This is a genomic window from Arthrobacter sp. AB6 (genome assembly GCF_031844545.1).
Lineage (GTDB): Bacteria > Actinomycetota > Actinomycetes > Actinomycetales > Micrococcaceae > Arthrobacter.
In genome coordinates, this window is sequence record NZ_JAUZVL010000013.1 from 44,417 (window position 1) to 67,750 (window position 23,334).

Below are 23,334 nucleotides of genomic sequence, written 5' to 3' on the forward strand. Positions count from 1 at the left end.
AACCGATATCCAGAAGTATATACATCCTCCGGCGGGGGGAGGCGTCACTTTGACACACGGGAAGGCGGGGTTCTCTGGCGCCCGCCGGGAAGATACCGGCAGAATGAAGCAGGCGCCGGTGCCCCGGCGGCAGGGCCCGAACCGGCGGCCGGCACGCCCCGAGGGGGCAGGAAGTGGGACAGGATCATGACCAGGCTGCTCATCATCGGCCCGCCGGGTTCCGGCAAAGGTACGCAGGCGGAACAGTTGGCACGGCACTTCGGCGTCCCGGCGGTCTCCACCGGAGAAATCTTCCGGAGCAACGTCAGCCAAGAGACTGAGCTGGGAAACCAGGCTGCCAGCTACCTCGACGGCGGCGATTTCGTCCCGGACCACCTCACCAACGCACTGGTCAAGGACCGCCTCCTGGACAACGACCTGCAGGCGGGGTTCCTGCTGGACGGCTATCCGCGGACAGCCCTCCAAGTGACGGAACTGGACAACATGCTCGCCTCGCAGGGGTACGCCCTGGACGCGGTCATCGAATTGTCCGCCCCGGACGCCGTGCTGGAAGAACGGATGCGGCGGCGCGCGGCGGACCAAGGGCGCACGGACGACACGGTGGAGGTGTTCCGGCGCCGCCTTGATCTCTACCACCGCGAGACGCATGAAGTAGTCTCGGTCTACGCCGGGCGCGGACTCCTAGTGTCCGTGAACGGAAGCGGGGATCCCGGTGAGATTACCGGACTGGCGATCGCCGCCGTCGAAAAGTTCCTTGGAACGCCGCGCCGCGGCAACTGACCCGCGTCTGACCTGGCGACCAACCCGGCGCAAGCCACAAACATAAAGGAAAACTGATGAGAATTGCGGTAACCGGCGGTAGCGGAAAACTCGGGCGGCACGTGGTCCGCAGGCTCACGGAGGACGGCCACCAGGTCCTCAACCTGGACCGTGAGGGCAGCCGCAGCCCGGGCCTGGTTGTGGTGGACCTGCGCAACTACGGCCAGGTCCTGGATGTCCTGTTGGGGCTGGATGACAGGCACGAAGGTTTCGACGCCGTGGTGCACCTTGGTGCCATCCCTGCACCGGGCATCATTCCTGACGCCGCGACGTTCGAGAACAACATGCTTTCCACCTACAACGTGTTCCAGGCGGCACGCAGGGCCGGCATCAAGAAAGTGGTGTATGCCTCCAGCGAGACCGTGCTGGGACTGCCGTTCGACGTCGACCCGCCATACATCCCGGTGGATGAGGAATACCCCGCCCGGCCTGAAAGCACGTACTCCCTGGTGAAGCACCTGGAGGAGCAGATGGCGGTGGAGCTGACGCGCTGGGATCCGGAACTGAGCATTGTGGGACTGAGGTTTTCCAACGTCATGGACGTGGCGGACTACGAGAGGTTCCCTTCCTTCGACTCCGACGCCGCCCTCCGGAAGTGGAACCTTTGGGGATACATCGATGGCAGGGACGGTGCCCAGGCGGTGGCCCGGGCCCTGGAGAACGGGAAACCGGGGTTCGAGGCCTTCATCATCGCCAACGCGGACACCGTCATGAGCCGCTCAAGCGCAAGCCTCGCCGCGGAAGTGTTCCCGCGGGTCAGCGTGGTCAAGGACCTGGGCGAACACGAGACCATGCTGTCCATTGACAAGGCGCGGCGGCTGCTGGGATTCGAGCCGGAACACACATGGCGGACGCACGTTTCCCCCAGTGCTGGCGGTGCCAAAACCGGCTGAACCGGTCCGGGCTCAAGGTTCACCAAGGGTTGCCGAAGGATCCCGCAAAGACCACGTGACGGCGCGTTGCGGGCTCCTATCCTTTTGGTAGGGCCGGGGGAAATCCCCGCCCCCGCAGCCCGAAAACGCCGAACGAGGACCCCAAAATTCGCACTTCATTCCTTGCGCTGCCCGCCGCAGCAGTGTTGGCCTCCGCAGTCCTGTCCGTCACCGCACTGCCCGCCGCTGCCGTTGCGCCGGCTGACCCCGGGGCTTCCGGACGCTACATCGTCCAGTACGCGTCCGGCACCGACGTAGCTGCGGAGGCGGCCAGGCTGCGGTCCCAGGGCCTCGCCGTCGGCCGGACCTTCACGCACGCCTTCCGCGGCGCCGTGGTCACTGCCAATCCTGCCCAGGCAGCGGCGCTGGCGAAATCCGGCCGGGTGGTGTCCGTGGAAGCCGATGCCCCGGTGGGTATCTCCGACACCCAGCAGCCCGCGCCCTGGGGCCTGGACCGGGTGGACCAGAGGCCGCTGCCGCTTTCCGGCTCCTACTCCTGGACGTCCTCGGGAGCAGGCGTGACCGCATACGTGGTGGACTCCGGAGTCCTGGCCTCGCACACCGAGTTCGCCGGGCGCATCACCTCCGGGTGGACCGCAGTAGCTGACGGAAGGGGCTCAAGCGACTGCAACGGCCACGGCACTCACGTTGCCGGAACCGTTGCCGGCACCACCTACGGGGTGGCCAAGAGCGCCACCATTGTTCCCGTCCGGGTGCTGGACTGCAACGGATCCGGCTACAACTCGGATGTGGTGGCAGGCCTGGACTGGGTCGCAGCGAACCACGCCGCAGGGGCTCCGGCCGTGGTGAACCTCAGCCTGGGCGGGGCCGCCAGCTCAGCCGTGGACACCGCCATCCAGTCCGTGGTGAACGACGGCGTTGCCGCCGTGGTTGCCGCCGGCAACTCCGCCGTGGACGCGTGCGGAAGTTCACCGGCACGGGTCCCGGCGGCGGTGACAGTGGCCGCCAGCGATTCCGCCGACAGGCAGGCGTCCTTCTCCAACTTCGGTTCCTGCGTGGACCTCTACGCCCCCGGCGTGGGCATCAGCTCGGCGTACCACACGTCCTCCACCGCCACCGCGTCAATGTCCGGCACCTCGATGGCCGCACCGCACGTGGCCGGGGCAGCAGCGGTCCTGCTCTCGCAGAACCCGGCGCTCACCCCCGCCCAGGTCTCCGGTGCGCTCGCCTCCAACGCCACGGCAGGGGTTGTGGCGGGGGCCAGCAGCGGCACGCCCAACCGCCTGCTGTACTCTGCTGCGGCCGCTCCAGCGCCCGCTCCGGCCCCAGCCCCCGCGCCAGCTCCCGCTCCCACGGTGACAGCCGTGACGCCGGGCGCCAATGCCACTGCCGTCGCGGCAGGAACCAGCGTCACTGCCACCTTCAGCACCGCAGTCCAGGGCGTCACCGGCGGGACCTTCGTGCTCAAGGACTCCGCCGGCGCCACCATCCCTGCCGCCGTCTCCTACAACGCGACTACCCGGACGGCAACCCTGGACCCCGCCGCCGGCCTTGCCGCGGACACCACCTTCACGGCCACGCTGGTGGGCGGTGCGTCCGGCATCCGGGACAGCGCCGGCACCCCGCTTGCCTCCGTCAGCTGGAGCTTCCTCACCGGCCCCGCGCCCGCCATCACGGCGTACACGCCCGGCAGCAACGCCTTGCTGGTGCGCCGCGGCAACAACGTCAGCGTCACTTTCAGCGAGGCCGTCCAGGGCGTCAACGGAACCACATTCACCGTGAAGAACACCGCCACCGGCGCCCAGGTGCCGGCAACCGTCTTCCGGAACGGCACCACCAACCAGTGGATCCTGGATCCCGCACAGCCGCTGGCCGCCAAAACCAAGTACACCGTGACGGTCACCGGCGGCGGAACGGCCGTCCGGGACCTTGCGGGCAACCAGCTCACCAGCCGGACCTGGCAGTTCACCACCGGTTCCTACTAGGCGCCCACGAGCACGAACTCGGCGTGCCTGTCCACGGCGCCGTTGACCTGGAGTTCCAGGGCATGGAGGCCGGGATGGTGCACCCTGGTGGTCATCTGCCGGAAGGCGTGGCGTTTGGACAGGCTCCGGCCCTCACCGGGTGCAAGGGTGAGGGTTGAGGCCTTGAAAACCTTGGCCGACTGGCTGCCGTTCGCCTTGCGGTAGTGGATGAGGTAGTCCACCGCCAGCAGCGCAAGGGCGCCAGGATGTCCCTTCTTGACGAGCGTGCGGAGGCCGTGGCGGACCACCCGTCCCGTGTTGGAATCAGCCGCTGAGAACCACTCCCGGGCGGTGGCCACCACCGCCGAAGGCGCGTGCCGGGCAAGATCGTTCAGGTGGTTGGCAACGGACCGCCGCACGTACTCGGACGGGTCGCGGTAGGGGGAACCGAGGATGGGCAGGTTGGCTTCGGGACGCTGGACGGCAAGTGTGGCGCGGAAGCTGCCCGCCGCCGTCGGATATCCCGCGCCCGGGACGCTTCCAATGTCATCCTGCAATGCCTGGGCCACCAGGCCAGTCCTGGCGCGCAGGTTGAGGTCCTGAAGCACGTGCGCGGCGGCTGCCGTGTGGTCCCACTGCACCTGCGGAGCGGATTCCGCCGGGATGGCGGCAGCTGATTCCACGGCAGGCGCGTCAATCAGTTTCGTTTATGGCACCCATACAGACAGGCTGCCCCGGGGCTGTTGCAGGGGATGGGCACCGTCGCCGCGGGAAAAATACGGCCAACCGGCGCCAACGCGGCCCAGCCGGGATAATCTTCACCCTAGGCAAATCTTCACGGCGCAGGGACGGGTATGACAGTGGGACAACAGGGATCAGCAGGCTCGGGAACAAAGCAACATACCGGCAGGTGGCGTGCCTTCCACGACAAGTTCGTGGTGGAGGAACGCTACGTGGATCCCGCCGACCGGCGCGGGCTGTACCGGGCAGCCATCATCCTGGCGGCGGCGGGAACCCTTCTATTCATTGCCACCCTGGTCAGCGTGCTGCAGGCCGATGGCCTGTCCGCAGCCGACGTGCCCGTCCGGGATTGGCTGCTCGGGCTGCGGTCGCAGGCGCTGACAGTCATCATGATCTTCCTGGCCGTGGTCTTCGGCCCGATCGCCTTGCCCATCATTGTCCTGGTGGTGATCCTGGCGTGGGGGTTCGCCGCAAAGCACGCCTGGCGCCCCATCCTTCTGGCGTCCGCGATGATCACCGGCGTGATCGTTTCGCAGATCATCCTCCAGATCGTGCGGCGCTCGCGGCCGCCCGTGGAGCAGATGCTGTTCGGGATCGACCACACCTTCTCGTTCCCCTCAGGGCACGTCCTGGGGGCATGCGACTTCCTCTTGGTGGGGGCATTCCTCATCTTCTCCCGGCGCCGCAATCCCCGTGCCGCCGTCCTGGGCTTCGTGGGGGCGGGGATCGGTATCTTCCTTGCCGCGGTAAGCAGGCTGTACCTGGGGTACCACTGGCTCAGCGACGCCCTCGCGTCGTTGTCCCTTTCACTGATCATCCTCGGCGGGGTCATAGCCCTGGACACCTGGCGCACTGCCCGGATCCCGGGGGAGAGGATTACCGGGGAACTGTCCAAGGCCGACTCGCCCAAGGACTGAGCCGGGACCGCCCTAGCCCGTGGGCCGCGACCGGGCCCGCTTCAGAGCCCGGTGCAGCTTGACGTTGGCGGCCTCAAGTTCCAGTACTTTGGCCACGCCTGCGAGGTTAAGGCCCTGTTCAAGCAGTTCGCCGATCCGCAGCAGGACGGCGATGTCGTCATCACTGTACTGCCGTGTTCCGCCGGACGTCCGCGACGGGGTCAGCAGGCCCTTGGTCTCGTAGAGCCGGATGTTCTGCTGGCCGGTTCCCGCTAACTTTGCAGCAACGGAGATGGCATACAGCGCGCGGCTGCTGCCATTGGGGCCGGGCGGCCGCCCGGTTTCCTGCGTTGCCATAAGTTCTCCAAAATCCGTCCGGTAGCCTTGCCTCAGTTTCCCACGAGTGCTATAAAAAATCTATATCCATCACCATAGATTATGGAGATGGATATGACACGGTAAACACCTATAGAGCTGAAGGAGTGGGAAATGATGTTGATGCGCACGGACCCGTTCCGTGAGCTGGACCGGCTCACGCAGCAGGTCTTTGGCACTGCCGCCCGCCCGGCTGCCATGCCCATGGACGCCTGGCAGGAGGACGGCGAGTTTGTGGTGGCGTTCGACCTTCCGGGCGTGAAGATTGATTCGCTGGACCTGAACGTTGAACGCAACGTCCTCACGGTCCGGGCGGAACGCAAGGACCCCACGCAGCCCAATGTGGAATTGGTGGCCTCCGAGCGTCCCCGCGGTGTCTTCAGCCGGCAGCTGATCCTCGGCGACACCTTGGACACTGACAACATCAAGGCCAGCTACGACCAGGGCGTCCTGACCCTGCGGATCCCGGTGGCGGAACAGGCCAAGCCCCGCAAGATCGAGATCCAGACGCAGCAAAGCGAGATGCACCAGATCGGAACCTAGCCGCAGCCGGCGGGCACGGGCAACCCTTGGCATTGCCCGTGCCCCGGCGTTCCTGCAGCCATGACAAGCACCCCCGACTACTACGCCATCCTGCGGGTCCAGCCACACGCCACCCAACAGGAGATTTCCCGCGCCTACCGGGCACTGATGCGCAGCCATCATCCGGATGTCGACGGCGGCACCACGCCTGAAGGGGAGCTGCTGGAGATCATGCAGGCATTCAATGTCCTGCGGGATCCCCAGCGGCGCGCCGCCTATGACACGCAGCGGGCAGCAGCCGCTGCACAGGCCATCCCCGTCCGCAAGGTACGCAGCCGGGCCGGTTCCTCCGGACCCGCTATCCGGGTCACCCCGGTGCGGTGGGAGAGCGGGCCATGGGCCTGACGCAGGGTGGCGGTGGCAGCACGACCACAACCACAACCGCGAGGAGGCGGAGAACTGAATGAGCGAATGGCGCCGCTACGACTCACCCCTGATCCCGGCATTCCACGAGCGCTTCGAACAGCGCTGGGGCACCGGCACTGCCCCCTTCCTGGACCCGGAGGCGCATGAGCAGCCCCTGCCCCGCGCCCAATGGATCAATCCGGCCACCGGCGCTGCACTGGCCGTTGTGCCGGTCTGGACGGCCGACGAAAAGCAGCAGCGGTCCTTTGGGGTCTTCTACCTTCCGCCCGCGGGGGACATCTGGGTATTGCGCCCCGGCTATACCGGATACCTGGAACCTGCCGACGGCGAATCGGAGCATCTGGTGACGCTCCGGAATGACGCGTTCCGCAAGGCCGTGGTGCACGCCAAGGAGTTCCTGTTCGGTACCCAGTAGCTACCGGTGGTTCCGCTCGTCAGTTGCCCTCAGCTGTGCCATCCTGAGACGTACTCACACGCTCCGTCACAAAAGGCCCGCCGATGCATATAACCGCCAAAGACCTCGCCGCACTCATCCCGCCCGGATTTACGCTCGGCGTGGCCACGGCAGCCTTCCAGATTGAAGGCGCCCTGGATGAGGACGGCCGGGGGCCGGCAGGCTGGGATATCTTCGCGGCCAAGGACGGCGCCATCGTCGAAAACCACAGCCCTGCGACGGCCTGCGACCACTACCACCGCATGCCCCAGGACGTTGCCCTGATGAAGCAGCTGGGCGTGGACTCCTACCGGTTCTCCTTCGCCTGGCCGCGGATCCAGCCCACCGGGCGCGGGCCGGCCAACCAGGCGGGCCTGGACTTCTACGACCGGCTCCTGGACGAGCTGCTGGCCAACGGCATTTCCCCCATGGCCACCATCTATCACTGGGACACGCCGCTGGCCCTGGACGAAGCCGGCGGCTGGCTGAACCGCGACACCGCCTACCGGCTGGGGGACTACGCAGGCATCCTGGCAGAGGCATTCGGCGACAGGGTGGCCAGGTGGGTGACCATCAACGAACCCGCCACAGTCAGCACCAACGGCTACTCGCTCGGCCTGCATTCGCCCGGCAAAGAACTGCTCCTGGCCGCCTTTCCCACAGTCCACCACCAACTGCTGGGGCACGGACTGGCGGTGCAGGCCCTTCGCGCGGCCAAGGTGCCCGGCGAAATCGGCATGTCCAACGTCTACTCGCCCATGGTTCCGAACACCATCAACCCGCTGGACTACATCAGCGCGGGGCTGATGGACCTGGCCCAGAACCGGCTGTACGCCGATCCCGTGCTGACCGGAAAGTATCCGGACCTCATCCGTGCCGCCAAGTTCTTCAGCTCGTTCGAGCACCCGGAGGAGGACATGGAGCTCATCTCGCAGCCCCTGGACTTCTATGGGCTCAACTACTACATGCCCACCAAGGTGGCTGTTGGGCCGGGCGGCGGCGCAGTGCCGGCGAGCATGGCCGAGGCCATGGGCAGCGACCTCAGTGCGGCCGGTAACGGCGGAACACCCTTCCATGTGGAGACCTGGCCGGAAGCGGACATCACCTCCTACGGCTGGCCCGTTAAGCCTGAGTACATGGCAGTGGCCCTGAAGGAGATGGGCGAGCGGTACCCCAACCTCCCGCCGGTCATCCTCACCGAGGGCGGTGCCAGCTTCGAGGACATCATCGTCCGGGACAAGTCCACCAATACCAGGTTTATCCCGGATGAGCGCCGGCTGAAGTACCTCTCCGACCACCTCGAGGCCGCCCTGAGGGCAACAGCGCCGGGGGGAGAGGCGGAAAAGGTGGACCTGCGCGGCTATTACGTCTGGTCGCTCATGGACAACTTCGAATGGTCCGCCGGCTACAACCAGCCCTTCGGGCTCCTGCACGTGGACTTCGAAACCCTGGAGCGGACGCCCAAAGCCTCCTACTTCTGGCTGCAGGAACTGATCGAGGAGCGCGACCTCGCCGCGGCGGCGGGTACCGCAATCGCGGAGGCCATGGCTGCCGACGTTCTTGACGTTGATGTCATAGGCACCGAGGGTGTTGGTGCTGACGCGTCCGACGACGACGACGTCACGGCCTTGGGTGCCAGCGCCTAGGCAGGTTCACGCCAGGTCCTGGGACAGGGTTCACGCCAGGTTCAGAGCAGGTCCAGCGTGGCGAGCTGCTTGGCGATCCCTGCCCCGTCCGGTGAGTAGATCCACGGCACCCGGGATGCGGTGTGGTCCCCGTCCTCCGAATGGCCGCCGGCGAACACCGATTCGCTGATGGACAGCTGGCGGATGGCGATTGCGGCTACCTTGTCCGGGTTCTCCTGCGCGAATTCGGAATAGATGGCTTCGTCGTGCTGGCCGTTGTCGCCGATCAGGAGCCAGCGCATGTCAGGGAATTCCTTGGCGAGCCGTTCCAGGTTGCGGTGCTTGTGGTCCTGTCCGCTGCGGAACCACCGGTCCTGGGTCAGGCCCCAGTCGGTCAGGAGCAGGGCCCCGGACGGGTACATGTTCCGGGTCAGGAAGCGGGCCAGGGTGGGCGCGGCATTCCATGGCCCCGTGGACAGGTAGATTACCGGCGCGTCCGGGTGTTCGACGGTCAGCCGGTCCAGCAGGACCGCCATGCCGGGGGTGGCCATGCGGGCCCGCTCGCTCAGGACGAACGTGTTCCACAGGGCCAGGAAAGGCCGCGGCAGGGCCGTGACCATCACGGTGTCATCAATGTCGGAAACGATGCCGAACTTTACGTCCGGGGCAATGACCCGGATCTTCGCCTCAACAGGTTCAGTGCCTTCGCCCCGCAGGACGGCAGTGTGCCAGCCGGGCGTGAGCTGAACGTTCACTTCGGTGTCAATCAGCCCGCCCCGGTCGGCCCGGACGTGGGTGACAACATCGCCTATGGTGATCTCGACGTCGGTGAACTGCAGCGGCACGCTGGTGAATGCGCGCCAACCGCGGACGTTCTGGTTGCCGTTCAGGGCTGCATGTTCTGCCTTGCTGCCCGGCGACGGCTTCTGGGTCAGCAGGACCCGCCCCAGCACGCGCACCATGCTGGTTGAGCCGTAGCCCTGGTAGGCGATGGTCTGGGGAACGAACTTCCAGCGTTTGGCCAACTGGATGCGCACGGTGTTGACGGCATCCGAAATCCGGTGCGCAAACCTGAACACCTGGTTTCCATAGAGCTGGGTGTGGTCCGTCCCGCGCTGGTCCGGGGGTGTTGCTGCATGCCCTGGCGGGGTCTGGGGAGCCGTGTCCATGGAACCACTCTGCCACAGGCTGCACCAGGCGGGGCCACTTCCGCCGCTTGCCGCCACTCCTTAACGTCACCCTTCTCCCAGGATCCAGCGCAGGGTCTCGGCGTTGCGCACGGCGTTGCCGCCGCCGTCGTTATTGAAGTAGGCATATACGTCCCGGCCGTTGCCGGACCACTCGCGGATGCGGTCCGCCCACCAGTGCAGGTCGGCGTCAGAGTAGGAGCCCGCGTAGAGGTGCTGGTGGTCGGGGCCGTGAAGCCGCACATACGTGAACGGGGCGGTGGTCCGCAGGATGCAGGGAAGGTTGGCCCCGCTCATGATGCAGTAGGCGGCCTGGTGCCGTTCCAGCAGCGCGTACACCTCGGGGCTGTCCCAGCTCGCGTGCCGGAATTCGACACACACCCGGATCCACTCCGGAACCATGGCCAGGAAGTACTCCAGCCGGGCGTCGTCCCGTTCCATGCCGGGCGGCAGCTGGACCAAAAGGACTCCCCGTTTGTCACCGAGCTCGTGCCAGCACCGCTCGATCCGCTCCAGCCACACCTCCGGCTGGTACAGCTTCCGGGCGTGGGTCAGGCCGCGGGGAGCCTTGACGGACATGCTGAAGCCGTGCGGCAGCCGCCGGTTCCAGCCCGCGAAGGTGGTATCCCGGGGCCAGCGGTAGAAGCTGGCGTTGAGCTCAACGGTACTGAAGCGGGAGACATAGTGGGCAAGCCTGTCCCTTACCGGCAGTTTGGGCGGGTAGAGGACGTTCTCCCAGTGGTCGTAGCTCCAGCCGGAGGTCCCGATGTGGATTGCCATAGTTCCTCCCGTGGGCGTCCGGCCGGCGTTCCTTCAGGCTACACGGCCGATGCCCTTCCTTTTCGGGACGGCTGTGGCAGTGTAAGGACATGGCGCGAATTGAAGATTACGCGGTGGTCGGCGACCTTCAAACCGGGGCCCTGATCAGCAAGGACGGCTCCATCGACTGGCTGTGCCTTCCCCGGTTCGATTCCCCGGCCTGCTTCAACGCCCTGCTGGATACGCCGGAGGCCGGCCGCTGGCTGCTGGCGCCCAAGAGTGGCGGCCCGTGCACCCGGCGGGCCTACCGGGACGGCACGCTGGTGCTGGAGACGGAGTGGGAAACTTCCGGCGGTACCGTGCGGGTCATCGACTTCATGCCGCCCCGCGACTCTGTGGCGGACATAGTGCGCATCGTTGAGGGGGTGAGCGGCAGCGTGCCGATGCACAGTGAACTGGTCCTCCGCTTTGACTACGGCCACATCATCCCGTGGGTCCGCCGGGACGAGCTGGGGCTCCACGCCATCGCAGGCCCGGACGCCGTCTATTTCGTGACCCCCGCGCCGCTTCAGAGCGAGAACATGCACACCGTCAGCGATTTCACGGTCAACGCAGGGGACCGCGTCCCGTTCGTGCTCACTTGGGCACCAAGCCACGTTGCCCGGCCCCACACGGTGGACGCGGAGGAAGTCCTCGGCACCACATCCGCCTTCTGGCGCGGCTGGGCTTCCCAGTGCACCGTCAAAGGAAAATACCAAGAGGCCGTTGTGCGCTCCCTTGTGACGCTGAAGGCGCTGACCTACGCCCCCACGGGCGGCATCGTTGCGGCCGTGACCACGTCCCTGCCGGAGCAGCTGGGCGGCCCGCGCAACTGGGACTACCGCTACTGCTGGCTGCGGGACGCCACCATGACGCTCCAGGCCCTCCTGGCGGCCGGGTACACCGCGGAAGCGGCCGCCTGGCGGGACTGGCTCCTCCGGGCGGTGGCGGGCGACCCCGCGGACCTGCAGATCATGTACGGCATCCACGGCGAGCGCCGCCTGCCTGAGATGGAGCTGCCCTGGCTGAAGGGCTACGAAAATTCGTCCCCGGTGCGCATCGGCAACGGCGCGGCGGAGCAGCTGCAGTTGGACGTCTGGGGCGAAGTGCTGGACTGCCTCGCGCTGACCCGGAATTCGCTGCTGACGCATCCGGACGAGGCCTGGGACGTCCAGTTGGCCCTGATGGAGCACCTGGAGACGATCTGGGACCAGCCGGACAACGGCCTGTGGGAAATGCGGGGCCCGCGCCGCCACTTCACCCACTCAAAGGTGATGGCCTGGGTGGCTGCGGACCGGATGGTGAAAGGCGTCCGGGAATCCGGGCTGCCGGGGCCGGCCGAGCGGTGGGAAAGGCTGCGGGAGACCATCCGCCAGGACGTCATGGCCAATGGCTTCGACGCTGCCCGCAATACTTTCGTGCAGTCCTATGGCCGGCCCGAGCTGGACGCCAGCCTCCTCCTGATTCCGCGCGTAGGGTTCCTGCCGCCCGATGATCCCCGGGTGATTGGAACCATCGAAGCGATCCAGCGTGACCTTACGCAGGACGGGTTCGTCCTGCGGTACCGCCCCGAAGAGAGCGACGACGGCCTGCCGGGGGACGAAGGCGTCTTCCTTGCATGCTCCTTCTGGCTGGTGGAGGCGCTGCTGGGCGCGGGACGGCACGAGGAATCGCGGGAGCTTTTCGAGCGGTTGCTGGACCTGCGGAACGACGTCGGCCTGCTGAGCGAGGAATGGGCCGTGAAAGCCGGCCGGCAGCTGGGCAATACGCCGCAGGCCTTCAGCCACTTCGCGCTTGTGACTAGCGCTTTGGAGCTTCATCAGGATACGGTTCGCCGGAGTGACACCCCCATTCCGCCGGAGACCGCGGAACCGCGCTGAGGCGGCGCGGTCCGGGGTGTCTTCTCCTTCGCAGAAGAGATAAGTATACTTACTAACACCTCATGGAGTGCTCCAACGAAGCACAACGCGGTGACTGATGGAGGAGTGATATGCATGGCCGGATATTTTGAGCTCGTGGATGCCCCTGACGGCGGCTACAGGGTCCGGATGCTGGATGGAGCCGGGAACCTGATGGCCATCTCGGTCACCTTTCCCACCAAAAGGGCTGCAGTTGCCGGCGTGGCAATGGCGCGGGAGATTGCCGGGACCGGATTGATCCGGGACAAGAGCCACGACGGCGCCGGAACGGTTCTCCGCGAACGCGTCCGCCCCGTCAGCTCTGCCAAGGAGGAAGCTGCCCGGCACAAGAAGGCCCCTGCCGCCAAGCGGGCAGCGGTAGGCTGATGGCGTCCCAGGGCACCACACCCCCTGGCGGGCCGCGCCGGGGGGTTCTTTTTGACGTTGACGGGACGCTGATCGATTCGTCCTACATCCACACCATCGCCTGGTGGGGCGCCTTCCGCGAGCACGGCTATGACATCCCCATGGCCTCCATCCACCACTATGTGGGCATGGGCGGGGACCGGCTGGTGGACAGCCTCTTGCCGGAGGGGCGCGACCGGTCAGCGGACCCGGAAGTCATGGCCAGCCACGGGGCGCTCTATGCATCCCACTGGCCTGCGCTCCGCGCCTTCAAGGGGGCAAAAGACCTGCTGGCCCAGTGCCATGCCGGTGGCCTGGCCGTTGCGCTGGCCTCATCCGCCCGCAAGAAGGATCTTGCGGTCATGGAGTCCGTCCTGGACGCCAGCGCTTTCCTTGACGGCGCCACCAGTGCCAATGATGCCAAAGAGAGTAAGCCCGCCCCGGACATCCTGGTGGCGGCACTCGACGCGATTGGCGTGGAGGCCGCGGACGCCGTCTTCATCGGAGACGCCGTCTGGGACATGCTGGCTGCGGGGGCATTGGGGATCCCCGCCATCGGTGTTACCTGTGGCGGAGTCAGCGCCGCCGAGCTCCGGGAAGCCGGGGCGGTTGAAGTCTATGAGGGGCCGCAGGACCTGCTGCAGAACCTGACCTCAAGTGCCATTGGCCGGCTGCTCGCGAGGCCGTGAATCAGCAGTGCGCAGGCTGGGCAGCAGGCTGAGTCAGAGCGACTGCCCGCCCGCGACGGCATCCTCATCGCCTGCATTTGCGGCCTTGTTCCACACCACCGCAACCCTGACCGAACCGTCGTCGTTCCGCTCAATGTCCGTGGCCACTTCCGCCATGTTGGCTCCCATCTCCATGATGCGGGTCCGGTAGCTGTTGACGAGCGCCTCCAGGCTTTCCTCGCTCCACTCGCCTGGCCGCATGCGCGTGGAGATCTCAACGGGTTCCGGCTGGTAGAGCGACATGGCGTTCCTCTTTCATGCGTAGCTGCGGACCTGGCCCTTCCCACGCTAGAAGCCCGGGGCGGAGACGGCAAGTATTTAGTCAGCCTGCTTACTTTTTCTCTCGGAAGCGGATAGCGTCGAATGACGGGCCGCGGCCCGGACGGAAGGCAAAACCTCCAGAAAGGCGAATCGTGAAAGCACTGACCTGGCAAGGAAAACGCTCGGTAAGCGTGGAAGAAGTACCTGATCCCGTGATCCAGGAACCCACCGATGCCATTGTCCGCATCACCTCTACGGCAATCTGCGGCTCGGACCTGCACCTGTACGAGGTCCTGGGACCCTACATGCACAAGGGCGACGTGATCGGCCACGAACCGATGGGCATCGTGGAGGAGGTGGGAAGTGCCGTCACCAACCTTCGCAAGGGAGACAGGGTGGTGGTTCCCTTCAACATCTCCTGCGGCCACTGCTACATGTGCAGCCAGGGCCTCCAGTCGCAATGCGAAACCACCCAGGTCAAAAGCAAGGATTCCGGTGCTGCGCTCTTTGGCTTCTCGGAGCTGTACGGTTCTGTTCCCGGCGGCCAGGCCGAGTATCTGCGCGTCCCGCATGCCGACTACGGGCCGGTGAAGGTGGGAACGGAGCTGCCGGATGAGCGGTACCTTTTCCTCTCCGACATCCTTCCCACTGCCTGGCAGGGGGTGGAATATGCGGACGTCCCCCCGGGAGGCACCCTGGCAGTGTTTGGGCTGGGGCCCGTGGGCCAGTTCGCGAGCCGCATCGGCGTCCAGCGGGGGCTCCGCGTTATCGGCGTGGACCCTGTTCCCGAACGCCGCGCCATGGCTGAGCGGCACGGCGTGGAAACGCTCGACTACGGCAAGGACGTTGCGGACCAGTTGCGGGAGATAACAGCCGGAAGGGGTCCGGACGCGGTGATTGACGCCGTCGGCATGGAAGCCCACGGTTCCCCGGTTGCCGGGTTTGCGCACCAGGCGCTTGGTCTGCTGCCCGACAAACTCGCCCAGAAGGCGATGGAGACCGCCGGGGTGGACCGCCTCGCTGCACTGCACACTTCCATTGATGCCGTGCGGCGCGGCGGGACGCTGTCCCTGAGCGGCGTGTACGGCGGCCAGGCGAGCCCCATGCCGCTGCTGTCCATGTTCGACAAGCAGATCCAAGTGCGGATGGGGCAATGCAATGTCCGGCGCTGGACCGATGACATCCTGCCGCTGGTGGAGGACGACGCCGATCCGCTGGGTGTGATGGACCTGGTCACCCACCGTTCGGGGCTGGAGGGGGCGCCGGCCCTGTATGAGAAGTTCCAGAAGAAAGAGGATGGCTGCATCAAGGTGGTCCTGAACCCGGGGGCGTGAGACTTCCCGGCCCCGCGTTTCCCAACTAGGTAGCGCCAAGTGTCGTTTTGAGGGTCCAGAACGACACTTGGCGCTACCTAGTTGGGAGGGGGCGGCTTAGGTGAGGCGCACCTGGCGGTTCATGTCCTTGTAGAGCAGGTAGCGGAACTCGCCCGGACCGCCGGCGTAGCAGGCCTGGGGGCAGAACGCGCGCAGCCACATGAAGTCCCCGGCCTCCACCTCCACCCAGTCATTGTTCAACAGGTACATGGCCTTGCCCTCCAGGACGTACAGGCCGTGCTCCATGACGTGGGTTTCGGGGAACGGGATGACGCCGCCGGGCTGGAACGTCACGATGTTCACCTGCATGTCATGGGCAAGGTCGTTGGAGTCCGTGAAACGGGTGGTCTTCCAGACGTCGTTGGTGTCCGGCATGGACGTGGGCTCCACGTCCTTTTCGTTGGTGACGAAGGACTTGGCTTCGTAGCCCTCAAGGCGTTCGTAGGCCTTGCGGATCCAGTGGAAGGACACGACGCCGTCCGAGACGTTCTCCAGGCCCCATTCAGCACCGGCCGCCAGGTAGGCGTAGCCGCCTTCCTCCATTCGGTGCAGTTCGCCGTTGAGGGTGAGGTTGAGCCTGCCGCGGGTCACGAAAATGACGCCTTCGACGCCGGCCTCGAACTCTGCCTTGGGAGCACCGCCGCCCGGGGCGATCTCCACGATCAGCTGCGAGAAGGTGGTGGCGAAGCCGGAAATGGGCCGCGCGATGATCCAGGAGCGGGTGTTCGAAAAGCCCGGCAGGTTGGACGTGACGATGTCCGTCATCACGCCCTTGGGGATCACCGTGTAGGCCTCGGTGACGATGGCCCGTTCGGTGGTCAGGTGGGTCTGCGGCGGCAGTCCGCCGGTGGGGGAGTAGTACTTGCCCATGAAGAGGGGTCCTTACCTAGGAGTTGGACGTGGTGGCGAGCCGCGGGTGGGCCAGGGCAGTGAGCTGCGGAATTCCGACGCCGGCAAGCGCCTGGACTTCATCCGCACCGACGGCGCCGCACTGGACGCCGCGGAGGACGAACGCGGCCAGAGCGCGGGCGGTGGCGGGTTCATCCATCACGCCGCCTGCGGTCTGCTCCACGTAGTTCCGCAGCCGGGCCGCGGCTGCGGGCAGTCCCTGCCGGTAGAAGGCATAGGTGGCGGCGAAGCGGCTGGGGAGCTGGGCCGGGTGCAGGTCCCAGCCCTGGTAGTAGCCCCGCTCAAGTGAACGCCGGACGAGCCTGCCGTGCAGCTGCCAGGCGTTTTCCACGTTGTCGCCCACCGGGATGATGTTCGTGGATCCGTCGGAGAGCCGGATGCCGGTGCCGGCCACCGCCAGCTGCATGACCTCCTTGGCGAAGTCGGCCACCGGGTGCTCCATGGACTGGTATTCGGCGGAGATCTGCAGCGACGCCGAGTAGTCGTACGTGCCGTAGTGCAGGCCGCTGATCCGGCCGGGGACAGCGTGCGGGAGCTGCGCCACCGGCGACGTTCCGTCCGGCCCCAGGATGAGCTGCGGTGTTTCCACCTGCACCTCGAAGCGAAGCCGTCCGGCCGGAAGGGAGTGCACGTCCTCAAGCCGGGAGACGGCGTAGTCCATAGCCTTGACCTGGGCCACGGTGGTCACCTTGGGCAGGGTCAGGACCAGGCCTTCCGGGAGTTCCCCGGCGGAGGCCAGGGCGGAGACAAACAGGTCCAAAGTCCGCAGCCCCCGGGAGCGGGTGGCAGCCTCGAAGCACTTGAAGCGGATGCCGATGAACGGCGGAGCGGACCCGGCCGCGACTGCGGCGGCCACGGCGGAAGCCGCGGCAACCGCGGCGGTGTCCTCGGCGTCGTCGCCCCTGTCCCCGAAGCCGTCCTCAAAATCGAGGCGCAGGTCCTCGATGGGCTCGCCGGCGAGTTTCGCTTCGACGCGCGGGGCGACGGCCGCCGCCAGCCCGGCGTCCTGGCCCAGCAGTGAACCGAGCTTTTCCAGCCCGCCGTGGGCGTTCGCCGTGGCCAGCGACTCGGCGCCCCAATCGGCAGCGAACGACGGCGTAAACCGGTCCGCGGGGACGTACACCGTGTGGACGGGCTGGCGGGAGCCGTCGTCGCCCGGGTAGTTCTGCTCCAGCAGCCGGTCCGTGGCTCCCAGTTGCCGGTCGATGTCCGCCAGGTCTCCGGCGGACAGCGACGGCATGGGTGATGCTGCCATGCCTCAGCCCACCAGTTCGTAGGCCGGGGTGGTGAGGAAGTCGGTGTAGTCCTCGGACAGGCAGATATCCGCGATCAGGTCGCTGGCCGGCTTGTAGTAGCGGCGGAAGGCTTCGTCGCCGAATTCGATACGCAGCCGCTCGGTTTCCTCACCCAGGATCCGCTCCACGAGTTCGCGGGTGACGGTGTTTCCGGTATCGGCGAGGACGGACTTGTTGCGGATCTGCTGCCACACCTGGGAGCGGGAGATTTCCGCGGTGGCGGCGTCCTCCATCAGGTTGTGGATGGCCACCGCACCGTTGCCGGACAGCCACACCGCCGTGTAGGCAACAGCCACGTAAAGGTTCAGGCGCAGTCCCGCCTCGGTGACTTGTCCGTCCGCGGAGGCGACGTCCAGGAGCTGACCGGCCGTGACGTTGACCTCGGGGCGCTGCCTGTCCAGCTGGTTGGGCCTGTCACCGAGCACGGTGTCGAAGACTTCCCGGCAGATGGGGACCAGGTCCGGGTGCGCAACCCAGGAGCCGTCGAAGCCGTCGTTCGCCTCGCGGGTCTTGTCCGCCCGGACCTTTTCAAACGCAGCCTCGGTGACTTCCGGGTGGCGGCGGTTGGGGATGACGGCCGCCATGCCGCCCATGGCGAAGGCCCCGCGCTTGTGGCAGGTCTTCACCAGCAGTTCGGTGTAGGCGCGCATGAACGGTGCGGTCATGGCAACGGAGGCGCGGTCCGGAAGCACAAACTCCTCGCCGGCATCGCGGAAGTACTTGATGATGCTGAACAGGTAGTCCCAGCGGCCGGCGTTCAGGCCGGAGGCGTGGTCGCGCAGTTCGTAGAGGATCTCGTCCATCTCGAACGCGGCCGGGATGGTCTCGATCAGCACGGTGGCGCGGATGGTGCCCTGGCCGAGGCCCAGGTAGTCCTGGGCGAAGACGAAGACGTCGTTCCAGAGCCGGGCCTCGAGGTGGCTCTCCATCTTGGGCAGGTAGTAGTACGGGCCCTGGCCGTTCAGGACCAGCTGCTTGGCCACGTGGTAGAAGTGCAGCCCGAAGTCCACCAGCGCGCCCACGGCCGGTTCGCCATTGATCAGCAGGTGCTTCTCCGGCATGTGCCAGCCGCGGGGGCGGGCCACTACGACGGCGAGCGGCGCGTCCGTGCGGAGCCGGTACTCCTTGCCCTCGTCCGAGGTGTAGCTGAGGGTGCCCTGGGCGGCGTCGCGGAGGTTGAGGATGGCGTCGATGACGTTGCCCCACGTGGGTGTGCTCGCATCCTCAAGGTCCGCGAGCCACACCTTGGCGCCGGAGTTCAGTGCATTAATGGCCATCTTTGCCGGTGAGGCGGGCCCGGTCATCTCCACGCGGCGGTCCTGCAAAGCTGCCGGTGCGGGCGCAACTGTCCAGTCGCCGTCGCGCACTTCCTTGGTCTCCGGCAGGAAGTCCAGCTTGCCGGTTTCCGCCACACGCTGCCGCTTGGCGGCGCGGGCCTTCAGGAGTTCGTTGCGGGTGCCGGCGAAACGGTTGTGCAGCTCCTCGACGAACGCCAGGGCCTTCGGGGTGAGGATCTCCTCCGCGCGGTTGATGGGCCGGGGGTCCGTGACAGTGATGGCCATTTCTGGTCCTTTCCTTGTGCTGAAGTCGGGCGGTGAATCAGGCGCCGGCCAGGGCGGCAACGGGAGCCGCGGTTTCCGGAACAGCTGCGTTTGCCACGTTGGCGGCGTGGGCTGCGGCGGCAACGGCTGTTGCGACATCAGCGGCGACATGGGGATCGAAGACGCTGGGGATAATGTAGCTGGCATTCAGCTCGTCGTCAGCAACCCGGTTGGCGATGGCCTCCGCGGCCGCCACCAGCATCTCCGGGGTGATGTCCGAGGCTCCGGCGTCGAGCAGGCCCCGGAAGAAGCCCGGGAAGGCCAGGACGTTGTTGATCTGGTTGGGGAAGTCGCTGCGGCCGGTGGCTACGACGGCGGCGTGCTTCGAAGCAACGACAGGGTCGATTTCCGGCGTCGGGTTGGCCATGGCAAACACGATGGCCTTCTCCGCCATGGCGGCCACCTGTTCCTCGCCGATCACGTGCGGGGCGCTGACGCCGATGAACACGTCCGCGCCGACGAGGGCCTCGTGCAGGGTGCCGGCGAAGCCTTCCGCGTTGGTGTTCTCAGCAATCCAGGCGCGGTGTCCGTCGCCGTAAACCTCCCCCGAGTGGATGGCTCCGGAGCGGCCGGCTGCGATGATGTGCCGCGCCCCTTCGGCTTTTAGCAGCTGGATGATGGCCGAGCCTGCGGCGCCCACGCCCGAGACCACAATCTTCACCTCGTCCAGCTTCTTGCCCACAACACGCAGTGCGTTGACCAGGGCGGCGAGGGTGACGATGGCGGTGCCGTGCTGGTCGTCGTGGAATACCGGGATGTCCAGCTCCTCGCGGAGCCGGTTCTCGATTTCGAAGCAGCGCGGGGCTGCGATGTCCTCCAGGTTGATGCCGCCGTAGACCGGGGCCATTGCCTTGGCGATCATAATGATTTCCTCGGTGTCCTGGGTGTCCAGGCACACGGGCCAGGCGTCCACGTTGGCGAACTGCTTGAAGAGCGCGGCCTTGCCTTCCATCACCGGAAGGGCGGCGGCCGGGCCGATGTTGCCGAGGCCCAGGACGGCCGAGCCGTCGGTAAGGACGGCGATGGTGTTGCGCTTGACGGTGAGGTTGCGGGCCGCCGCAGGGTCCTCGGCTATGGCCAGGCAAACGCGGGCGACGCCGGGAGTGTAGGCGCGCGAGAGATCGTCGCGGTTGCGCAGGGCGACTTTGGGGACGACTTCCAGCTTGCCGCCCAGGTGCATGAGGAAGGTGCGGTCCGAGACGTGCTGGACCGTGACGCCGTCGAGCGCGTTCAGGGCGTCCTTGATGCGGGCGGCGTGTTCGTCGTCCGTGGTGTTGCAGGTGACGTCCACCACGAGGGTCTCGTGGTGGGATTCGCTGACGTCCAGGGCGGTGATGGCGGCGCCTGCCGCTCCGACGGCAGCGGCAAGCTCGCTGGTGGCGCTGAAGCTCGCGGGCGCTTCCACGCGCAGGGTGATCGAATTTCCGGGGCTGGGGTTCGCCATTGAATGTCCTCCTGTTTGGGCCTTCTAAAGGGCCGTGGCCGGCCCGTCTTCTCAAAACCATGTTTTCGTATTATGGATATTATTATCTGCAGAATGGAAATACAAGTTCTCCGAATGCGACTGCGGCAGAGGCATCGCGGTCACCGCGGGGGTGCTGTATGTTGGGTGTTCTAAGCAGCTCTTTTCACGATGCGGATAAGAGTTGTCAGAATCTGAGCCGTAGGAGACAACGGAATGGCAGAAAAAGCGTCGGGCGGCGTGCAGTCGGTAGAGCGCGTCTTCGAACTGCTGGAACTCATCACGGACGCCGGCGGCGACGTCACGCTCAGTGAACTGTCCTCATCCACGGACCTTCCGCTGCCCACCATCCACCGCCTGCTGCGGACGCTGGTGTCCTTGGGCTACATCCGCCAGCTGCCCAACCGGCGCTATGCGTTGGGCCCGCGGCTGATCCGGCTGGGCGAGGGAGCCAACAAGCAGCTGGGCGCCGTTGCCCGCCCGCAGCTCAAGACGCTGGTTGACCAATTGGGGGAGACCTCCAACATGGCGGTGCTGGATTCGGACATGGTGATCTATGTGGCGCAGGTGCCGTCGCTGCACTCCATGCGCATGTTCACCGAGGTGGGCCGGCGGGCCCATACCCACGCCACCGGCGTCGGGAAGGCCATCCTGGCCCAACTGGATGACGAGGTGGTGCGCGGCATCGTCAGCCGCGCCGGGATGCCTACCCCCACCCCCAAGAGCATCGGGGATGTGGATGAGCTCCTCGCGGACCTCAAGCTCATCCGGGAGCGCGGCTACTCCATTGACGAGGAGGAACAGGAACTCGGTGTACGGTGCTTCGCCATGGCGGTACCGAATGCTCCCACTCCAGCGGCAATCTCTGTTTCCGGCCCGGTATCCCGCGTGGACGAGCACTTCGCCGACAAGGCGGTACCCGTCCTCCGCGAAGCGGCCGAGGCCATCTCCCGGGAACTGAACCGCACCTGAGGCACCAAAGCGGCAAGCCGCCGTCGTGCTTAACCGCCGAAATGGCAGTTCGCAGCAATGTTCCTGTGGAGCACTGCCGTGAACTGCCATTTCGCGTTTGCTCCTAGTGCTCCGACGCTTTCTCGGACGACTCGACCTTCACTTCCTTGCCTTCACAGTCGATGAGCTTGCCGCCCTCGAAACGGTCGCCTTCCGCCAGGCACCTGAGGTCTTCCTCCCGCACCACGCGGCCCGTTCCCGCTACGAACACCGACTGGTTCTCCGAGTTGCCGGCTTTGAGGTGGTTGAAGAGGAGGTTCAGCAGGATCGCCATGACCGCTGCCGAGCTGATGCCGGAGTGGAAGATGGTGCCGAACCAGGAAGGGAACTTGTCATAGAACGTCGGCGCGGCGATCGGAATCATGCCGAACCCGATGGACGCGGCCACGATGATCAGGTTCATGTTGTTCTTGTATTCGACCTTCGCAAGGGTCCTGATGCCGCTGGCGGCGACCGTGCCGAAGAGCACGATTCCCGCGCCGCCCAGGACGGCCGTGGGGACGGCGGCAACGACGCGGCCCATGACCGGGAGCAGGCCGAGCAGGACCAGGATCACGCCTCCGGCCGCCACGACATAACGGCTTTTGATCTTTGTGACTGCCACGAGGCCCACGTTTTGGGCGAAGGCGCTCTGCGTAAATGAACCAAACACCGGTGCGATGAGGCTGGAGCCCATGTCGGCCCGCAGTCCTGCGGCGATGCGCTTGGAGTCGGTCCGGGTTCCCACGATTTCGCCGACGGCGAGGATGTCAGCCATGGTTTCGGTCAGGATCACCAGCACAACAATGACCATGGAGATGATCGCCGCAATCTCGAACGTGGGGGCGCCGAGGTGGAAGGGAGTCGGAAAGGCGACAATCGGCCCCTGGCCCACTTTGGAAAAGTCCGCCATCCCGGTGGCCGCGGCGATGGCAGTGCCCGCGACCATGGCCAGAAGGATCGACAGGCGTGAAATAGTGGCGCTGCCGACCTTGCTCAGGAGCAGCACCAGGGCCAAGGTAGCGGCGGCGAGGCCGATGTTCGCCATGCTCCCGTAGTTTTCGGCCTTTCGGTTGCCGCCCATGGCCCAGTTTGCAGCGACGGGCATCAGGGTCAACCCGATGGTGGTGATGACGGTGCCGGTTACCACCGGCGGGAAGAACCTGACGATCTTGGAAAAAATCGGGGCGATCAGCAGGCCGATGGCCGCCGAGACCATCACCGCGCCGAAGACGGCGGGCAACCCGCCTCCACCGCTGACGATCGCGACCATGGTGGCCACGCTCGCAAAGGAAACGCCCTGCACCAGGGGAAGCTGGGACCCGAAGAAGGGGATGCCGATGGTCTGCAGGAGGGTGGCCAGGCCGCCCATGAATAGGGCCGCTGCGATCAGGATGCCGATGTCGGCAGGGGAGAGGCCTGCGGCCTGGCCGACAATCAGGGGAACGGCAATGATGCCCCCATACATGGTCAGGACATGCTGGAAACCGTAGGCGAAGCTGCTCCCGATTGAGAGCCGTTCATCCTCGGGCCTGGTGGAGGTGGCGCGTTTGATGCGCTGTTTGGCGTCGGCTTTGAGGGGGTTCTTGATGTTCATGGCAGACTTTCTGGTTCATGGCAGACGTCTTCGTCTGGCTAACGTTGTCTGGCTAACGGTGTGGCTGAAAGGCTCGGGGCGTGGCCCCGGAGCTTCCCTCCAGGTCACGGGCGCTTCGTAGCGCCATGGGATGACC

Annotated in this window: 23 protein-coding genes; 13 read left to right on the top strand and 10 right to left on the bottom strand. The window is 66.2% G+C overall.

Translation table 11 applies throughout. The features are described 5' to 3' along the window. The first annotated feature begins 186 nt into the window (after positions 1–186). The 3 genes from Q9R30_RS11835 (at position 187) to Q9R30_RS11845 (ending at position 3,697) form a co-directional block, all read left to right on the top strand. Positions 187–780 (top strand): adenylate kinase, encoded by a 594-nt coding sequence (locus Q9R30_RS11835; protein ID WP_104999073.1) that lies wholly within the window; start codon positions 187–189, stop codon positions 778–780. Positions 781–836: 56 nt separating this feature from the next. Beyond that, complete coding sequence (locus Q9R30_RS11840; RefSeq protein ID WP_104999072.1) at positions 837–1,712, top strand: NAD(P)-dependent oxidoreductase; 876 nt, start codon at positions 837–839, stop codon at positions 1,710–1,712. Positions 1,713–1,894: 182 nt separating this feature from the next. Continuing rightward, the gene (locus tag Q9R30_RS11845) at positions 1,895–3,697 is read left to right on the top strand and encodes a S8 family serine peptidase (RefSeq protein ID WP_311217697.1); all 1,803 of its coding nucleotides are present in this window, start codon (positions 1,895–1,897) and stop codon (positions 3,695–3,697) included. On the opposite strand, the gene Q9R30_RS11850 is transcribed toward Q9R30_RS11845, so the two are convergent. Further along, positions 3,694–4,359 (bottom strand): hypothetical protein, encoded by a 666-nt coding sequence (locus Q9R30_RS11850; protein WP_311217698.1) that lies wholly within the window; start codon positions 4,357–4,359, stop codon positions 3,694–3,696. The two genes, Q9R30_RS11845 and Q9R30_RS11850, sit on opposite strands and share 4 nt — an antisense overlap. A 171-nt stretch (positions 4,360–4,530) precedes the next feature. Here Q9R30_RS11850 and Q9R30_RS11855 point away from each other — a divergent pair, with 171 nt between their 5' ends. Next, complete coding sequence (locus tag Q9R30_RS11855; RefSeq protein ID WP_104999070.1) at positions 4,531–5,334, top strand: phosphatase PAP2 family protein; 804 nt, start codon at positions 4,531–4,533, stop codon at positions 5,332–5,334. Positions 5,335–5,346: 12 nt separating this feature from the next. Here the strand turns inward: Q9R30_RS11855 and Q9R30_RS11860 are convergent, their stop codons facing one another. Next, positions 5,347–5,670, bottom strand: a complete 324-nt coding sequence (locus tag Q9R30_RS11860; protein WP_104999069.1) for a MerR family transcriptional regulator — start codon at positions 5,668–5,670, stop codon at positions 5,347–5,349. A gap of 135 nt (positions 5,671–5,805) precedes the next feature. Here Q9R30_RS11860 and Q9R30_RS11865 point away from each other — a divergent pair, with 135 nt between their 5' ends. The 4 genes from Q9R30_RS11865 to Q9R30_RS11880 all read left to right on the top strand — a co-directional run bounded on the left by Q9R30_RS11865 (position 5,806) and on the right by Q9R30_RS11880 (position 8,715). Then, positions 5,806–6,231, top strand: coding sequence for an Hsp20/alpha crystallin family protein (locus Q9R30_RS11865; RefSeq protein ID WP_104999858.1), 426 nt, complete (start codon positions 5,806–5,808; stop codon positions 6,229–6,231). 60 nt (positions 6,232–6,291) lie between these two features. Beyond that, a complete protein-coding gene (locus tag Q9R30_RS11870; protein ID WP_104999068.1) occupies positions 6,292–6,615 on the top strand; it encodes a J domain-containing protein in 324 nt (107 codons plus the stop codon). 58 nt (positions 6,616–6,673) lie between these two features. Beyond that, a complete protein-coding gene (locus Q9R30_RS11875) occupies positions 6,674–7,051 on the top strand; it encodes a hypothetical protein (RefSeq protein WP_104999067.1) in 378 nt (125 codons plus the stop codon). Between the two features lie 83 nt (positions 7,052–7,134). Next, positions 7,135–8,715: a glycoside hydrolase family 1 protein gene (locus tag Q9R30_RS11880; RefSeq protein ID WP_104999066.1), complete on the top strand. Its 1,581-nt coding sequence runs from the start codon at positions 7,135–7,137 to the stop codon at positions 8,713–8,715. A gap of 41 nt (positions 8,716–8,756) precedes the next feature. On the opposite strand, the gene Q9R30_RS11885 is transcribed toward Q9R30_RS11880, so the two are convergent. Both Q9R30_RS11885 and Q9R30_RS11890 read right to left on the bottom strand, forming a co-directional pair. Beyond that, a complete protein-coding gene (locus tag Q9R30_RS11885) occupies positions 8,757–9,863 on the bottom strand; it encodes an App1 family protein (protein ID WP_104999065.1) in 1,107 nt (368 codons plus the stop codon). 66 nt (positions 9,864–9,929) lie between these two features. Next, entirely contained in the window at positions 9,930–10,661 is a 732-nt protein-coding gene (locus Q9R30_RS11890) for a DUF72 domain-containing protein (protein ID WP_311217699.1), read from the bottom strand. Positions 10,662–10,750: 89 nt separating this feature from the next. Between Q9R30_RS11890 and Q9R30_RS11895 the strand changes: the two genes are divergently transcribed. The 3 genes from Q9R30_RS11895 to Q9R30_RS11905 all read left to right on the top strand — a co-directional run bounded on the left by Q9R30_RS11895 (position 10,751) and on the right by Q9R30_RS11905 (position 13,671). Then, on the top strand, positions 10,751–12,559 hold the full coding sequence (locus Q9R30_RS11895) for a glycoside hydrolase family 15 protein (RefSeq protein ID WP_311217700.1): 1,809 nt from the start codon (positions 10,751–10,753) through the stop codon (positions 12,557–12,559). Positions 12,560–12,673: 114 nt separating this feature from the next. Next, on the top strand, positions 12,674–12,964 hold the full coding sequence (locus Q9R30_RS11900) for a hypothetical protein (protein WP_311217701.1): 291 nt from the start codon (positions 12,674–12,676) through the stop codon (positions 12,962–12,964). Next, positions 12,964–13,671, top strand: coding sequence for an HAD family hydrolase (locus Q9R30_RS11905; protein WP_311217702.1), 708 nt, complete (start codon positions 12,964–12,966; stop codon positions 13,669–13,671). Before Q9R30_RS11900 ends, Q9R30_RS11905 begins: the two co-directional genes overlap by 1 nt. Positions 13,672–13,704: 33 nt before the next feature. Here Q9R30_RS11905 and Q9R30_RS11910 read toward each other — a convergent pair whose 3' ends face one another. Next, on the bottom strand, positions 13,705–13,953 hold the full coding sequence (locus Q9R30_RS11910) for a hypothetical protein (RefSeq protein ID WP_104999060.1): 249 nt from the start codon (positions 13,951–13,953) through the stop codon (positions 13,705–13,707). Positions 13,954–14,123: 170 nt separating this feature from the next. Between Q9R30_RS11910 and Q9R30_RS11915 the strand changes: the two genes are divergently transcribed. Then, a complete protein-coding gene (locus tag Q9R30_RS11915; protein ID WP_104999059.1) occupies positions 14,124–15,305 on the top strand; it encodes a zinc-dependent alcohol dehydrogenase in 1,182 nt (393 codons plus the stop codon). A gap of 96 nt (positions 15,306–15,401) precedes the next feature. On the opposite strand, the gene Q9R30_RS11920 is transcribed toward Q9R30_RS11915, so the two are convergent. The 4 genes from Q9R30_RS11920 to Q9R30_RS11935 are packed head-to-tail and all read right to left on the bottom strand — an operon-like array spanning position 15,402 to position 20,593. Beyond that, the gene (locus Q9R30_RS11920; protein ID WP_104999058.1) at positions 15,402–16,214 is read right to left on the bottom strand and encodes a bifunctional allantoicase/(S)-ureidoglycine aminohydrolase; all 813 of its coding nucleotides are present in this window, start codon (positions 16,212–16,214) and stop codon (positions 15,402–15,404) included. A 16-nt stretch (positions 16,215–16,230) separates the two neighbouring features. After that, complete coding sequence (locus Q9R30_RS11925) at positions 16,231–17,508, bottom strand: DUF6986 family protein (protein WP_311217703.1); 1,278 nt, start codon at positions 17,506–17,508, stop codon at positions 16,231–16,233. Positions 17,509–17,511: 3 nt separating this feature from the next. Continuing rightward, positions 17,512–19,110: a malate synthase A gene (gene aceB / locus Q9R30_RS11930; RefSeq protein WP_104999056.1), complete on the bottom strand. Its 1,599-nt coding sequence runs from the start codon at positions 19,108–19,110 to the stop codon at positions 17,512–17,514. A gap of 37 nt (positions 19,111–19,147) precedes the next feature. Next, positions 19,148–20,593 carry an NAD-dependent malic enzyme gene (locus Q9R30_RS11935; RefSeq protein WP_311217704.1) on the bottom strand — a complete coding sequence of 482 codons (1,446 nt, stop codon included), beginning with the start codon at positions 20,591–20,593 and terminating at the stop codon, positions 19,148–19,150. A gap of 234 nt (positions 20,594–20,827) precedes the next feature. On the opposite strand from Q9R30_RS11935, the gene Q9R30_RS11940 reads away from it, so the two are divergent. Beyond that, positions 20,828–21,583: an IclR family transcriptional regulator gene (locus Q9R30_RS11940; protein WP_104999054.1), complete on the top strand. Its 756-nt coding sequence runs from the start codon at positions 20,828–20,830 to the stop codon at positions 21,581–21,583. 103 nt (positions 21,584–21,686) lie between these two features. On the opposite strand, the gene Q9R30_RS11945 is transcribed toward Q9R30_RS11940, so the two are convergent. Continuing rightward, positions 21,687–23,198 carry a nucleobase:cation symporter-2 family protein gene (locus Q9R30_RS11945; protein ID WP_311217705.1) on the bottom strand — a complete coding sequence of 504 codons (1,512 nt, stop codon included), beginning with the start codon at positions 23,196–23,198 and terminating at the stop codon, positions 21,687–21,689. Positions 23,199–23,334 lie beyond the last annotated feature (136 nt).

Coding starts and splice junctions, on each gene's coding strand:
- Q9R30_RS11835 (WP_104999073.1), top strand. CDS start 187: ATGACCAGGCTGCTCATCATCGGCCCGCCGGGTTCCGGCAAAGGTACG.
- Q9R30_RS11840 (WP_104999072.1), top strand. CDS start 837: ATGAGAATTGCGGTAACCGGCGGTAGCGGAAAACTCGGGCGGCACGTG.
- Q9R30_RS11855 (WP_104999070.1), top strand. CDS start 4,531: ATGACAGTGGGACAACAGGGATCAGCAGGCTCGGGAACAAAGCAACAT.
- Q9R30_RS11860 (WP_104999069.1), bottom strand. CDS start 5,670: ATGGCAACGCAGGAAACCGGGCGGCCGCCCGGCCCCAATGGCAGCAGC.
- Q9R30_RS11865 (WP_104999858.1), top strand. CDS start 5,806: ATGTTGATGCGCACGGACCCGTTCCGTGAGCTGGACCGGCTCACGCAG.
- Q9R30_RS11870 (WP_104999068.1), top strand. CDS start 6,292: ATGACAAGCACCCCCGACTACTACGCCATCCTGCGGGTCCAGCCACAC.
- Q9R30_RS11875 (WP_104999067.1), top strand. CDS start 6,674: ATGAGCGAATGGCGCCGCTACGACTCACCCCTGATCCCGGCATTCCAC.
- Q9R30_RS11880 (WP_104999066.1), top strand. CDS start 7,135: ATGCATATAACCGCCAAAGACCTCGCCGCACTCATCCCGCCCGGATTT.
- Q9R30_RS11885 (WP_104999065.1), bottom strand. CDS start 9,863: ATGGACACGGCTCCCCAGACCCCGCCAGGGCATGCAGCAACACCCCCG.
- Q9R30_RS11890 (WP_311217699.1), bottom strand. CDS start 10,661: ATGGCAATCCACATCGGGACCTCCGGCTGGAGCTACGACCACTGGGAG.
- Q9R30_RS11895 (WP_311217700.1), top strand. CDS start 10,751: ATGGCGCGAATTGAAGATTACGCGGTGGTCGGCGACCTTCAAACCGGG.
- Q9R30_RS11900 (WP_311217701.1), top strand. CDS start 12,674: ATGGCCGGATATTTTGAGCTCGTGGATGCCCCTGACGGCGGCTACAGG.
- Q9R30_RS11905 (WP_311217702.1), top strand. CDS start 12,964: ATGGCGTCCCAGGGCACCACACCCCCTGGCGGGCCGCGCCGGGGGGTT.
- Q9R30_RS11910 (WP_104999060.1), bottom strand. CDS start 13,953: ATGTCGCTCTACCAGCCGGAACCCGTTGAGATCTCCACGCGCATGCGG.
- Q9R30_RS11920 (WP_104999058.1), bottom strand. CDS start 16,214: ATGGGCAAGTACTACTCCCCCACCGGCGGACTGCCGCCGCAGACCCAC.
- Q9R30_RS11925 (WP_311217703.1), bottom strand. CDS start 17,508: ATGGCAGCATCACCCATGCCGTCGCTGTCCGCCGGAGACCTGGCGGAC.
- aceB (WP_104999056.1), bottom strand. CDS start 19,110: ATGGCCATCACTGTCACGGACCCCCGGCCCATCAACCGCGCGGAGGAG.
- Q9R30_RS11935 (WP_311217704.1), bottom strand. CDS start 20,593: ATGGCGAACCCCAGCCCCGGAAATTCGATCACCCTGCGCGTGGAAGCG.
- Q9R30_RS11940 (WP_104999054.1), top strand. CDS start 20,828: ATGGCAGAAAAAGCGTCGGGCGGCGTGCAGTCGGTAGAGCGCGTCTTC.
- Q9R30_RS11945 (WP_311217705.1), bottom strand. CDS start 23,198: ATGAACATCAAGAACCCCCTCAAAGCCGACGCCAAACAGCGCATCAAA.